This window comes from Pseudomonas sp. ES1 (assembly GCF_050586605.1).
Lineage (GTDB): Bacteria > Pseudomonadota > Gammaproteobacteria > Pseudomonadales > Pseudomonadaceae > Aquipseudomonas > Aquipseudomonas sichuanensis.
Map to the genome: position 1 here is coordinate 46,990 of NZ_JBOBDM010000037.1, position 13,103 is coordinate 60,092.

The window sequence follows — 13,103 nt, forward strand, 5'->3', positions numbered from 1 at the left end:
GGGGCGCAAAGCGGCCCCGGCTTTTTCTGCCCCTTACACTTGCTCACAGCAATCCTCCGTCATTTCTGGCATATAGCCTGACCCCACCCGTCCCCACCTGATACTGATCATGAAACCACTGCTGTATATCACCCCTCTGAGAGCCTTGCTGTTCGGCCTGACCCTGGCGCTGTTCGAGCTGCTGACCTACCTGGCCAGCGATGCCGTCATGCCTGCCATGCCGGTCGTGGTCGGCGACCTGGACGCCAGCCCCGAATTCATCCCCCACGCTCTCAACCTCTACCTGCTGGGCGGGGTGGTGCTGCAATGGCTGATCGGCCCGCTCGCCGACCGTTACGGCCGGCGCCCGCTGCTGCTGACGGGCTGCCTGTTCTTCGGCGTGGCTTGCCTGGCGACGTTCTGGGTACATGACATCGGCCTGTTCAACCTGCTGCGCCTGCTGCAGGGCATCGGCCTGGGCTTCGTGGTCACGGTCAGCTACCCGGCCCTCAACGAGGCGTACAGCGAGGCCGACGCGGTGCGCATGATGGCGTTGCTGGCCAACATCGCCCTGCTGTCGCCGCTGCTCGGGCCGCTGGTGGGCACCTTGATGCTGCAGTGGCTGGACTGGCGCTGGCTGTTCGTGGCGTTCGCGGTCGGTGCGGTGCTGTGCTGGCTGCTGCTGTACCGCTTGATGCCGGAAACCCTGGGGGTGGAACGCCGCGACGGCTCACGCCTGCCGTTCACGCCGATCCACCTGCTGCCGCTGTTGGCCGGCTATGGTCAGTTGCTGACCAACCGCCGGTTTGTCGCGGGCAGCGCGGCGCTGGGACTGGTCGGGTTGCCGCTGATCGGCTGGATCGGCCTGTCGCCGGTGCTGCTGATCCACGACGAAGGCCTGAGCACGATGGACTACGCGCTGTGGCAGTTGCCGGTGTTCGCCGGGCTGATCCTCGGCAACCTGATCATCAACCGCATCGCCGACCGCTATCCGCTGCCGGCACTGGTTCGCGGGGCCCTTTGGCCTTATCTGGCGGGCCTGTCGTTGATGGTCGCGGCGACCTGGTACTGGCCGACAGTGACCAGCGTGGTGGCCGGCATGTCGCTGTACGCGCTGGGGCTGGGTGTGGCCAACGCCGTGCTGTACCGCATGACGCTGTTCGCCAGCGAACAGAGCAAGGGGCTGGTGTCGGCGATGCTGGGGATGATCACCATTGCCTTGCTGGGGCTGGGGGGCGCTGTGTTGGCGATGCTCGGAGCGGGTGCCAGCCTGATGCACTTCGCCGTGGCGGCAGGCATAGCAGGGGCGCTAGCGCTGTGGCCGTTGTGGTTCGTGGTGGGCAGGCGCTCTGGGGAAGGGGCGGTGACACAGTAGAAACAGCGCGGGGCAAGTCGCAGTGACTTGCCCCGCGATGAGGCCTTTGAAGGCCTAGTTCTGTTCAGCTGCCGGACTCTCCACCGGCACCGGCTTTCCCCGACCGGCTTCCTGCCGCCACTGCAGGGCGATCAGGATCAAGGTCGGCACGCCCAGCAGGGCGGTGATCAGGAAGAAATCGTGGTAGCCGAACTTCTCCACCATCACCCCTGAATAGCCGCCGATCAGGCGCGGCAGCAGCAGCATGATCGAGCTGAGCAGGGCATATTGCGTAGCCGAGAACTTCAGGTTGGTCAGGCTCGACAGGTAGGCGACGAACGCCGAGGTGGCCAGGCCCGAACTGAAGTTGTCCAGCGAGATGGTCACCACCAGCATTTCCAGGTTCGGCCCCATGTCGGCCAGCATCAGGAACAGGATGTTGGTCGCCGCCGACGCCGCGCCGCCGATGAACAGGATCGGCAGGATGCCGAAGCGCACGATCAGCAGGCCGCCGGCACCGGCACCGACCAGAGTCATGATCAGGCCGAAGATCTTGCTGACGCTGGCGATCTGGTCCTTGGTAAAGCCCATGTCGATGTAGAACACGTTGGCCATCACGCCCATCACCGTGTCGGACATGCGGTAGGTGGCGATCAACCCGAGCAGCAGCAGGGCCTGCCAGCGGTAGCGGCTGATGAAGTCGTTGACCGGGGTGAGCACCGGGGCCAGGCCGCGACGGCCGAGGGACGACAGGCACGCCCAGCTCAGCAGTGCATAGAGCAGCAGGCGCAGGAAGGCGCGGTCTTCGAGCAGCAGGTCGAGCGGTGTGGCGTCGCCGAACAGCACGCTGGCCCAGTCGGTGTTGAACATCTGGGTGAAACTGGCGGGTACCGAAACCAGCAGGATGATCAGTACGAACACCGACGCCAGCTGGTGCATCAGCCCATAGCGCGCCGCTGACAGCTGGGTACGCAGCGGTACCGGGGGTTCACGCATGATCAGCGTGGTGAACACCGCTGGCAGCATCAGCACGCCGAACAGCACGTAAGTGCCGGTCCAGGCCTGATGCAGGTAGCTGAAACCGGTGGAGCCGAACCACTCGGCGAAGAACAGTGCGCCGGCCGTGGCCAGCAGGGCGGCGACCCGGTAGCCGGCCATGTAGCTGGCGGCCAGCGCAGCCTGGCGCTGGTCGTCGGCGATTTCCAGGCGATAGGCATCGACGGCGATGTCCTGGGTAGCCGAGGCAAAGGCCACCAGCACCGCCAGCGCGACCAGCCATGACAGATGCTTCTGCGGGTCGCAGAAGCCCATGCCGACCAGGCCCAGCACCACCAGCACCTGCGACAGCAGCAACCACGAACGGCGCCGACCCATGCCGCCGAGCAGCGGCAGGCGCCATTGGTCGAGCAGGGGTGACCACACCCACTTGAAGGCATACGCCAGGCCGATCAGGCTGGCGTAACCGATGGTTTCGCGCGCCACACCCGCCTCGCGCAACCAGACCGACAGGGTCGAGAACACCAGCATGTACGGCAGGCCGGCGGCGAATCCGAGCAGCAGAAGTACCAAGGTTGACGGGCTGGCATAGGCAGCGAGCGCAGCGCGCCAGGTTTTACGGGGCATGGGCCAACATCTGCCTCAAGTTTGCGAAAACAAAGCGCGCACTCTAACCGCTGTGCTCCATCGGGCGCCAGCCATGGCGCGCCATATCCACACGATTATTGGCTACATTCACGCCTTCTGCGCGCAGACGGGCGCGCTGTTCGTCGCCGGATGGGGTGCCCAGGGCAAGGCTCAGGCGCCCACCCGCGCCGAGCACCCGGTGCCACGGCAGGCGGGTGTCCGCGGGCAGTTGCCCGAGGGTGCGGCCAACCCAGCGTGCCGCGCGGCCAAGGCCGGCCAGCTCGGCGAGCTGGCCGTAGCTGACCACCTTGCCCGGCGGTACTTGGCCGAGCACCGAATACAACGCCATCCGTCGGGCTTCGGCATCTTCAGGTGGGGGAGCAGAGGTGGCGGACATCAGAGCCCCCTTGGCCTGTAGATGAAACCGGACGGATGGCAACGGCAAACAAGAGTGGAACTCATCGGCATGGTCTGGGTCTGTCCTTGCTCATGGCGTGGGCATCCGGATAATGCCCGGCTTTTTTCGGCAAATCGAATCCGTAGTCCCCTTATGTTCTCAAGAATCTTGCTCTGCTTCTTCGCTGTATCGCTTTGCACCTCGGCGCTGGCCGATACCGTGTGGATGAAGAACGGCGATCGACTCACTGGCAAGATTACCGTCTTCGATGGCGGTAAGTTGCTGCTGGAGACCACATACGGTGGTTCGATCGCCTTGGACTGGAAACAGGTCAAGACCCTTGAGAGCGACCAGGAACTGCTGGTCAAGCAGGACGCCTACAGCGGCGAGAAGGCCAAGTCACTCAAGGCTGCCGAACCAGGCAAGGTGACCTTGGCCAACGGTGATGCGCCCAAGACCGTGGAGCTGGCGAGCATCGAGCAGATCATGAAGCCCCGGCCGCTGGTCGAGGACTTTCTGTGGAAAGGCAATGTCGACGTGGCGCTGGACTACAAGCGCGCCGAGAACGACACCGACGACTACGACGTCAGCTTCAAGACCTCCGCGCGCCACGGTCGCTGGCGGCACAACGCCGAAGGCGAATACAACCGCGAGAGCAAGGACGAGGTCACCACCGCCAACAACTGGAGCGCCGAATATGCGCTCGACCGTTTCATCACCGAGAAATGGTTCTGGCAGGGGCGCCTGGAGTACAAACGCGACCAGATCGAAGAGCTGGCGCGCCAGCGTACCGTCGGTACTGGCCCGGGCTACCAGTTCTGGGATGACGAGTTGGGGGCGTTCTCGTTGGGCTCGCTGATCAACCGCACCGATTACCAGTACCGTGACGGCGGCAAGGACAACTTCTACGCCGCGGCCGTGAAGTGGGACTACACCCGTTACCTGATCGGCAAGAAGGTGCAGTTCTTCACCAATGGCGAGGTAGGCAAGCCGTTTGGTGGCGTTGCCGACTATGCACTGGATGCGGAAATGGGGCTGCGCTACAAGGTCACCGAATGGGCTTCGCTCAACCTCAAGGCGGAAAAAGACCTGATCAAGGGCACCGATGATCGTGATCTCGACAAGACCCGCTACACCGCCGGTTTCGGCGTGACCTGGTAGGCCCCGGGCCGGTACGCGACCGGCCTGTCTGGCAGCTGGCGGTGATAATGCTTATCTTGTCTGTCACCCCGCCCATCGCCAGGAGCTCGTTTCGTGAGTACCAACGCCCTTCGCCCCGCCCGGGAACTGCTGCTCAAGGAGTACCGTGGCGTGCTCTCCACCCATTCCAAGTCGATGCCGGGCTTCCCGTTCGGTTCGGTGGTCCCCTACTGCCTGGACGCCGATGGGCACCCCGTCATTCTTATCAGCCGTATCGCCCAGCACACCCACAACTTGCAGAAGGACCCCAAGTGTTCGTTGCTGGTTGGCGAACGTGAGGCTGAGGACGTGCAGGCAGTCGGGCGCCTGACGGTGATGGCCGAGGCGCACAAGCTCAACGACGAGGCGGCCATCGAAGCTGCCGCCGCGCGCTACTACCGCTATTTCCCGGAGTCGGCGAACTACCACAAAGCCCACGATTTCGACTTCTGGGTACTGCTGCCGGTGCGCCACCGCTACATCGGCGGTTTCGGCGCGATTCACTGGCTCGACCAAGTCACCCTGGCCAACCCCTTTGCCGGCGCTGGCGAAGCGAGCATGATCGAACACATGAACAGCGACCATGCCAATGCGATCGCCCACTATGTCGCGCTGAGCAGCCTGCCGAGCACGACAGCGGCTGAAATGGTCGGCATCGACAGCGAAGGCATGCACCTGCGCATCGGCCAGGCGGTGTACTGGCTGGCCTTCCCAACAACTTGTAATACCCCGACACAAGTCCGTGAAGCCCTGGTGCTGCTGGCCCGTGCCGAACAGTGGCCGACGGTGGCGCGCGCAGAGGGTTGAAAAAACGCCTGCACGCATCCATCTGATGCTCCTACAGGAAGATGTTCTTCCGTCGAGGAATGAGTGATGCGTGCCTTTTTACTGCTGTTTCTCCTTTTCCCTGTGCTGGAGCTGTTCGTCTTCGTCAAGGTCAGCGCGGCCATCGGTTTCTTCCCGGCGCTGCTGTTGATCATTGCCGGCTCCGCACTGGGGGTATTGGTGATGCGCGTAGCTGGCCTCGCGACCGCCCTGCGTGCCCGTGAGAGCCTGCAGCGCGGCGAGTTGCCCGCCGAAGAAATGTTCCAGGGGCTGATGATGGCGGTGGGTGGTGGCCTGTTGCTGCTGCCGGGCTTCATCAGTGACGTGCTGGGCCTGCTGTGCCTGCTGCCGTTCACCCGCCGCCTGGTGGCTGGCAAGCTGCGCCGCCGTGCCGAAGAGCAGGCCCTGCGCCAGCGGGCGTTCCAGGACGACCCGTTCCAGGCCCAGCCCCGTGATCCCGGCCACCGCCCCAATGTGATCGAAGGCGAGTACGAGCGCCGCGACAAGTAATCGGGCAATTGAACCTGGGGTCGGCGCAGCGCCGCTCCCACGAATGGTTTTGAACGCCTGATGAAAATTTTTCCGTAGCAAACCTTGTAATCGAATAAGGCGGCCTCATGTATGTGGTCACCGCAAGGTTTCTGGTGGTGACACCAGACATGACACAGGTGGTTCGCCCTTCGCGGGCCACCCCCGGCAACGCCGGACCGCATCAACCCGCCGGTGCTGACACCGGCCGATGAAAACCACTATTTGGGAGAGATCGACAATGAAGCTTCGTCCTCTGCATGACCGCGTCGTTATCCGTCGCAGCGAAGAAGAATCGAAAACCGCTGGCGGTATCGTCCTGCCGGGTTCGGCCGCTGAAAAACCGAACCGCGGCGAAGTCGTCGCTGTCGGCACCGGTCGCATCCTGGACAACGGCGAAGTTCGCGCGCTGGCCGTGAAAGTGGGTGACAAAGTGGTTTTCGGCCCTTACTCGGGCAGCAACACCGTGAAAGTCGATGGCGAAGACCTGCTGGTCATGGCCGAGAACGAAATCCTGGCCGTTGTCGAAGGCTGATTTCCCCGACTTCCCGTTACTCCAAAGAATTCCAAGGATTAAACGATCATGGCTGCTAAAGACGTAAAATTCGGCGATTCCGCCCGTAAGAAAATGCTGGTTGGTGTCAACGTTCTGGCTGACGCGGTAAAAGCGACCCTGGGCCCGAAAGGCCGCAACGTGGTCCTGGCCAAGAGCTTCGGCGCGCCGACCATCACCAAGGACGGCGTTTCCGTCGCCAAAGAAATCGAGCTGAAAGACGCCTTCGAAAACATGGGCGCCCAGCTGGTCAAGGAAGTTGCTTCCAAGGCCAACGACGCTGCCGGTGACGGCACCACCACCGCTACCGTCCTGGCTCAGGCCATCGTCAACGAAGGCCTGAAAGCCGTCGCTGCCGGCATGAACCCGATGGACCTCAAGCGCGGCATCGACAAGGCCACCGCCGCCGTTGTCGCCGAGCTGAAGAACCTGGCCAAGCCATGCGCCGATTCCAAGGCCATCGCCCAGGTCGGTACCATCTCCGCCAACTCCGACAACTCCATCGGTGAAATCATCGCCGAAGCCATGGAAAAAGTCGGCAAAGAAGGCGTGATCACCGTTGAAGAAGGCTCGGGCCTGGAAAACGAACTGTCCGTCGTAGAAGGCATGCAGTTCGACCGCGGCTACCTGTCGCCGTACTTCATCAACAAGCCGGACACCATGGTTGCCGAGCTGGAAGGCCCGCTGCTGCTGCTGGTCGACAAGAAAATCTCCAACATCCGCGAACTGCTGCCAGTACTGGAAGCCGTTGCCAAGTCCGGCCGTCCGCTGCTGATCGTTGCCGAAGACGTTGAAGGCGAAGCCCTGGCTACCCTGGTTGTCAACAACATGCGCGGCATCGTCAAGGTTGCTGCCGTCAAGGCACCGGGCTTCGGCGACCGCCGCAAGGCCATGCTGCAGGACATCGCCGTCCTGACCGGCGGCCAGGTCATCTCCGAAGAAATCGGCCTGTCCCTGGAAACCGCCACCCTGGAGCACCTGGGTAACGCCAAGCGCGTCATCCTGTCCAAGGAAAACACCACCATCATCGATGGTGCTGGCGCCGACACCGAGATCGAAGCCCGCGTCAAACAGATCCGTGCCCAGATTGAAGAAACCTCTTCGGACTACGACCGTGAGAAGCTGCAAGAGCGTCTGGCCAAACTGGCTGGCGGTGTTGCCGTGATCAAGGTCGGTGCTGGCACCGAAGTTGAAATGAAAGAGAAGAAAGCCCGCGTTGAAGACGCCCTGCACGCTACCCGTGCAGCCGTCGAAGAAGGCGTGGTGCCTGGCGGTGGTGTTGCCCTGGTACGTGCCCTGTCGGCCATCGTTGACCTCAAAGGCGACAACGAAGACCAGAACGTCGGTATCGCCCTGCTGCGTCGCGCTGTCGAAGCCCCGCTGCGCCAGATCACTGCCAACGCCGGCGACGAGCCAAGCGTTGTGGCCGACAAGGTCAAGCAAGGTTCGGGCAACTACGGCTACAACGCCGCTACCGGCGAATACGGCGACATGATCGAGATGGGCATCCTGGACCCAGCCAAGGTCACCCGTTCGGCCCTGCAAGCTGCTGCTTCGATTGGCGGTCTGATGATCACCACCGAAGCCATGGTTGCCGACCTGCCGGAAGACAAGCCAGCTGCTGGCATGCCTGACATGGGCGGCATGGGTGGCATGGGCGGCATGATGTAAGCCAGCCTTACCCCCAGCTGTAATGAAAAGCCCCGCCTAGTGCGGGGCTTTTTGTTTGTCGCTGTCTTTAGGGCTGCTGTGCAGCCCATCGCCGGCAAGCCGGCTCCTTGTGGGAGCCGGCTTGCCGGCGATGGGGCGCGCAGCGGCCCCGCCATCAGGCAACGCTGCGCTCGGCCACCGGCGCCGTCGCCATCCCCCGGCGATACAGCACCAGGTAGTAACAGCCCAACCCGATCAGCCAGCAGAACACCGCTGTCCAGATGTTGTGCGAGAGAAAGTGCGCACCCTGCATCATCCTGCCCACCGACAGCACCGAGCCGGCCACAAACGCCAGCCCCAGCGCCGCCTTGGCCAGGCGCGGCCGGCGATCGCGCAGCACGAAGAACAGCGCGAACAGGCAGAACCCGGTCGCCGCATGGCCACCCGGCCAGCACAGGCCAGCCTTGTCGGTAGCCGGGCGTGGCTCGAGCAGCTTGCTGTAGGTTTCGCTGCCGCCGAACTGGCTCAGGCTCCACGGGCACTGCACCTGGGTCAGTTGCTTGAGCGGGGTGACGAAGGCCGTGGACAGGCCCAGTGCCAGCACCAGGCAGCCCAGTTCACGGCGCCAGCCGAACAGGCGTTGCCAGAAGAAGCTGGCGATGAACGCTGCGACCGCCACCAGGCTCAAGGCGATCACCACCTGCTTGACCCGGTCGTGCAGGATGGTTTCCAGCACATAGCTGTGGCGACCGATGAACTCCCCGGCAGCCCGGTCGAAGAACAGGTTGGCCAGGTCCATGTCTACCGATGTCCATTCCAGCAGGATCAAGGCAACGATGGTAATGAAAGGGATGCCCAGGTAGAGCCACGGATTGATCGGGCGTGGGCGAATGGTTTCCTGCATGACAGCTCCAGGGGTGGAAAAAGACCGGGCATTGTCGGGTGCCCGCTATCCTGTGTCCGTGAAGGTTCGGTGAAAAAACTGTAAAGCTTGGTGAATTTTCCCGAGGGCTGGCACAGCGCGGGCGATGGCCTTAAGCTGCCGCCGAGCGAAGCGCGGTACAGGAGACCCCGATGCGTATTCTTTTGGTTGAAGACAACCGCGACATTCTTGCCAACCTGGCCGACTACCTGGGCATGAAAGGCTACACGGTGGACTGCGCCCAGGATGGCCTGTCGGGCCTGCACCTGGCCGCTACCGAGCATTACGACCTGATCGTGCTCGACATCATGCTCCCCGGCATCGACGGCTACACGCTGTGCAAGCGCCTGCGCGAGGATGCCCGCCGCGATACCCCGGTGATCATGCTGACCGCCCGCGACCAGCTGGATGATCGTCTGCAGGGCTTCCGCTCCGGTGCCGATGATTACCTGCTCAAGCCATTCGCCTTGTCCGAACTGGCCGCGCGCATCGAAGCGGTGCTGCGCCGTGCCCAGGGCGGCGGTCGCCGCACCTTGCAGGTGGCCGACCTGAGCTATGACCTCGACACGCTCGAAGTGACCCGCCAGGGCCGCCTGCTCAAGCTCAACCCGGTGGGCCTCAAGCTGCTCGCCGTGCTGATGCAGAAAAGCCCCCACGTGCTGCGCCGCGAAGTGCTGGAAGAGGCCTTGTGGGGCGATGATTGCCCCGACAGCGACAGCCTGCGCAGCCACGTTCATCAGCTGCGCCAGGTGATCGACAAACCGTTCGACAAACCCCTGCTGCATACCGTCCATGGCGTCGGCTATCGCCTCGCCGAGGGCCGCGATGGAGTTTAAGCAGAGCCTTGCCCAGCGCATCATCATCGCCTTTGCGTTGATGAGTGCGTTGGTGGCCGGGGCCTTTGCCTTCGGCATTGTCGCCACCGTGCACCTGGTCGAGGAGCGCTTGATTTCCTCGGTGCTCGGCGGCGACCTGCAGCGTCTGTTGCGCATGGACAGCGTCAGCGACTGGAGCCACCGGCCGCGCCCGGACCAGCTGTTCTACTTCAGCGGCGGGCGTGATGACTTCGAGCTGCCCAAGGACTTGCGGCATCTGGAACCGGGCTTCCACGAGGTGTTCCGCGACCAGTTGTCGTATCACGCGATGGTCGAAATCGTCGATGGCCGGCGCTATGTGCTGCTGCAGGACCAGAGCGATTTCGAAGAGCGTGAGCGGGTGCTGTTCGCCGTGGTGGTGGTGGGCTTCGTGCTCAGCCTGGCGCTGGCGGTGATCCTCGGCTGGGTGCTGGCGCGACGGGTGATGGCGCCGGTGATCCGCCTGGCTCGACAGGTGCGTCATCGCGACCAGTTGCTCGGCCTGGCGCCACCGCTGGCGCCGGATTATGCGGCGGACGAGGTAGGGCAGCTGGCGGTGGCTTTCGACGATACCCTGGGCCGCCTGCGTGATGCGCTGACCCGTGAACGGCTGTTTACCAGCGACGTCAGCCATGAGCTGCGTACGCCGTTGATGGTGCTGGCCACCTCGTGCGAGCTGCTAATTGAAAACCCCAACCTGGACAGCCGTGCGCGCAGCCAGGTCGAGCGCATCGCACGGGCCACCGAGGAGATGCGTGAGCTGGTCAAGACGTTCCTCATGCTGGCTCGCGCGCAACGTGATGAAGGCGCAATCGCCGCCCAGGCGACCTTGCGTGAAGTGGGTGATGATCTGACCGCCGTATGGCGTGACACCATCGAACAGAAGGGCCTGGCGCTTTACTACGATGGCCGGGTGAGCGCCGGCCCGACGTTGTACAACGCCACTTTCCTGCAATCGGTCATGGGCAACCTGTTGCGCAACGCCGCCCACTACACCGATGGCGGCTATATCCGCCTGAGCCTGGAGCCCAACGGGTTCAGTGTCGAGGACAGCGGGGTGGGTATCCCGGAGGAGCAGCGCGAAGCGATGTTCCGCCCGTTCGTGCGCGGTGACGAGCGCCGTGGCGAGGGGCTGGGCCTGGGGCTGTCGTTGGTGCAGCGGATCTGCGATGACCAGGGCTGGCGCGTCACCCTGAGTACCACGCAGCCCCACGGATGCCGCTTTGAGGTAGACCTGAGCCAGGGAAGCAGGATGGTAAATGAGGGCGAGGACGACGGTAAGGTTCTGGATCCGAATTAACGTCTTGTAACACCTGTTCTGTTTCATTACAGAATTTTCACATCTGCATGACCTGATTCCTACGCGAACCTACCTAACGTGGACGCATTGGAATCAGGAGATGCCCGATGCGTAGCCCCATCAAACTCGAGTTTTCCGAAAAGTATGATCGGGATCATGCCCGCGACTACTTCCTCAAACACCAGGATGGCTTGGCCAGGCGGCTGTCGCACAAGCGTGACGAGCAGATGGCCCGGCATGCCCTGGCCTTGGCCGGCGAGCCGGGCCTGGTCCTCGACCTGCCGTGTGGCGCCGGGCGCTTCTGGCCGCTGCTGGCGGAAAAGCCCAACCGGGTGATCATCGGCGCTGACAATTCCGCGGCGATGATAGAGACAGCCTGTGCCGCACAACCGCCAGAGGTGGTGGCACGGGTACGCCCTTTGCAAACTTCGGCCTTCGCCATTGACCTGCCGGACAACGCGGTGGATAGCATCTTTTGCATGCGCCTGTTCCACCACATCGGTGACCCGGCCCACCGCAAGACGATTCTTTCAGAATTTCAAAGGGTTAGCCGCGACAGTGTGATTTTGTCACTGTGGGTGGATGGCAACTTCAAGGCATGGCGGCGCAAGAAACTTGAAGCGCGGCGCAGTGTCAGAGCCGAGCAGGACAGCTACCAGAACCGCTTTGTGTTACCGGCGGCTACAGTAGAGGAAGAATTTACGGCTGCAGGTTTCAGAATTCAGGAACGGCTCGACTTCCTGCCGTTTTACGCGATGTGGCGCGTATACGTTTTACGTAAGGGGTAGTGATTGATGGCGGCAGTGCAGAAAGAGTCCGGTCAGTTTGATTTCTACTGGCAGCAGCAGGGCGAATGGGTCGAGGAACCCAACCAGCGGCGTGGTGGCGAAAGCGGCGTGCAACGCCTCAGCGACGCCAGCGGCCAGCTGCTGTATGCCAAGCGCCAGGTTGGCCATATCTACCGGAGCCTGCTGCACCCGTTCGGTCGGCCCACGGTCTTGCGTGAGCTCGATGCCTTGAACAGTTTCGAGCAGTTGGGCGTGCGTGTGCCACGTATCGTGTTTGCCGGCGCTGAGCGCGATGCCGATCACCAGTGGCGTGCGTTGCTGGTAAGCGAAGCGTTGGACGGTTTTGTCGACCTGGATACCTGGTACAGCGAAGGCGCTCGTGAACGTTATCCCCAGGCAGTCCATGAGCGGATGTTCAAGGACCTGGCCGACAACCTGGCGCGTATGCACCTGGGGCACTGGCAGCATGGCTGCCTCTACGGCAAGCATGTGTTCATCAAGGTGATCGGCACCGGTGAGCAGGCTCGGGCTGAAGTGGCTTTGCTCGATCTGGAGAAGTGCCGGCGGCGAATCAGCTGCCAACGCGCGGCGTACAACGATTTGCGTCAGCTGCGGCGCCATTCGTCGATCACTGACGCGGAATGGCAGACCTTGCTCTATTTTTACCAGATGGCGTTTGGCAGCGCGGTCAAAGGGTTAGAGCAATGAAACTAGAAATCGCTCGAGCTTTGTTTCTTGTTGGGGCATTGGCGGTGACCACGGTGGCTGCGGCTGCCTGGGAGCAGCCGGGGCTGACGGTGTTCAGCAAGGCCGAGGTGGGTGGATTGTGCCCGCTGCCGCGGGAGGCGAAGGTCGAGCAGGTGTCCGTTAAACCGGATCATGATTTTCTGCTGTTTCTGTTTGGGATGAGGCAGGGGCTGCGGCCGTTTGGTTGATAGGTTGTTTGGTTGTTTGATTTAGGCGCCAGAAGTTTTTGTGGACTTCTGGCGTTTTGGTGTTTGGTGTTTGTGTTGAAAGTTGTATGCGCATTCATTTGTGATGTCGACGCGTAGTCACCTTTCCGCCCTTACGGCGGGTTACTTTTTTTTTCTTGGGAAAAAGTAACCAAAAACCGCTCGCTCCATTCATACGGCCCTCCGCTGCGCTCCGGG

The 13,103-nt window shown here is 62.6% G+C and carries 14 protein-coding genes; 11 read left to right on the forward strand and 3 right to left on the reverse strand.

The window, feature by feature from the left end; genetic code table 11:
- The first annotated feature begins 109 nt into the window (after window positions 1-109).
- Window positions 110-1,354, forward strand: a complete 1,245-nt coding sequence (locus tag ACQ4N9_RS16470) for an MFS transporter (RefSeq protein WP_390967116.1) — start codon at window positions 110-112, stop codon at window positions 1,352-1,354.
- Between the two features lie 54 nt (window positions 1,355-1,408).
- Here ACQ4N9_RS16470 and ACQ4N9_RS16475 read toward each other — a convergent pair whose 3' ends face one another.
- Window positions 1,409-2,956 carry an AmpG family muropeptide MFS transporter gene (locus ACQ4N9_RS16475; protein WP_110991601.1) on the reverse strand — a complete coding sequence of 516 codons (1,548 nt, stop codon included), beginning with the start codon at window positions 2,954-2,956 and terminating at the stop codon, window positions 1,409-1,411.
- A gap of 43 nt (window positions 2,957-2,999) precedes the next feature.
- Window positions 3,000-3,353 (reverse strand): MGMT family protein, encoded by a 354-nt coding sequence (locus tag ACQ4N9_RS16480; RefSeq protein WP_153788194.1) that lies wholly within the window; start codon window positions 3,351-3,353, stop codon window positions 3,000-3,002.
- 153 nt (window positions 3,354-3,506) lie between these two features.
- On the opposite strand from ACQ4N9_RS16480, the gene ACQ4N9_RS16485 reads away from it, so the two are divergent.
- From ACQ4N9_RS16485 to groL, 5 genes are all read left to right on the forward strand, one after another.
- Window positions 3,507-4,514: a DUF481 domain-containing protein gene (locus tag ACQ4N9_RS16485; RefSeq protein ID WP_390967117.1), complete on the forward strand. Its 1,008-nt coding sequence runs from the start codon at window positions 3,507-3,509 to the stop codon at window positions 4,512-4,514.
- A 93-nt stretch (window positions 4,515-4,607) separates the two neighbouring features.
- A complete protein-coding gene (locus tag ACQ4N9_RS16490) occupies window positions 4,608-5,339 on the forward strand; it encodes a HugZ family protein (protein ID WP_390967118.1) in 732 nt (243 codons plus the stop codon).
- Window positions 5,340-5,405: 66 nt separating this feature from the next.
- On the forward strand, window positions 5,406-5,867 hold the full coding sequence (locus ACQ4N9_RS16495) for an FxsA family protein (protein WP_110991597.1): 462 nt from the start codon (window positions 5,406-5,408) through the stop codon (window positions 5,865-5,867).
- A gap of 259 nt (window positions 5,868-6,126) precedes the next feature.
- Window positions 6,127-6,420, forward strand: coding sequence for a co-chaperone GroES (locus ACQ4N9_RS16500; protein WP_016488938.1), 294 nt, complete (start codon window positions 6,127-6,129; stop codon window positions 6,418-6,420).
- A gap of 48 nt (window positions 6,421-6,468) precedes the next feature.
- The gene (gene groL / locus ACQ4N9_RS16505) at window positions 6,469-8,109 is read left to right on the forward strand and encodes a chaperonin GroEL (protein ID WP_390967119.1); all 1,641 of its coding nucleotides are present in this window, start codon (window positions 6,469-6,471) and stop codon (window positions 8,107-8,109) included.
- A gap of 154 nt (window positions 8,110-8,263) precedes the next feature.
- Here the strand turns inward: groL and ACQ4N9_RS16510 are convergent, their stop codons facing one another.
- On the reverse strand, window positions 8,264-8,992 hold the full coding sequence (locus ACQ4N9_RS16510; RefSeq protein ID WP_390967120.1) for a phosphatase PAP2 family protein: 729 nt from the start codon (window positions 8,990-8,992) through the stop codon (window positions 8,264-8,266).
- 170 nt (window positions 8,993-9,162) lie between these two features.
- Between ACQ4N9_RS16510 and colR the strand changes: the two genes are divergently transcribed.
- From colR to ACQ4N9_RS16535, 5 genes are all read left to right on the forward strand, one after another.
- On the forward strand, window positions 9,163-9,846 hold the full coding sequence (colR, locus tag ACQ4N9_RS16515) for a two-component system response regulator ColR (RefSeq protein ID WP_028689695.1): 684 nt from the start codon (window positions 9,163-9,165) through the stop codon (window positions 9,844-9,846).
- Window positions 9,836-11,164, forward strand: coding sequence for a sensor histidine kinase (locus ACQ4N9_RS16520; protein WP_390967121.1), 1,329 nt, complete (start codon window positions 9,836-9,838; stop codon window positions 11,162-11,164). Before colR ends, ACQ4N9_RS16520 begins: the two co-directional genes overlap by 11 nt.
- 107 nt (window positions 11,165-11,271) lie before the next feature.
- Window positions 11,272-11,952, forward strand: coding sequence for a class I SAM-dependent methyltransferase (locus ACQ4N9_RS16525; RefSeq protein ID WP_347151826.1), 681 nt, complete (start codon window positions 11,272-11,274; stop codon window positions 11,950-11,952).
- A 6-nt stretch (window positions 11,953-11,958) separates the two neighbouring features.
- Window positions 11,959-12,660, forward strand: coding sequence for a lipopolysaccharide kinase InaA family protein (locus tag ACQ4N9_RS16530; protein WP_390967122.1), 702 nt, complete (start codon window positions 11,959-11,961; stop codon window positions 12,658-12,660).
- The gene (locus ACQ4N9_RS16535) at window positions 12,657-12,887 is read left to right on the forward strand and encodes a hypothetical protein (protein WP_125462744.1); all 231 of its coding nucleotides are present in this window, start codon (window positions 12,657-12,659) and stop codon (window positions 12,885-12,887) included. The genes ACQ4N9_RS16530 and ACQ4N9_RS16535 overlap by 4 nt, the downstream gene beginning before the upstream one ends.
- Window positions 12,888-13,103 lie beyond the last annotated feature (216 nt).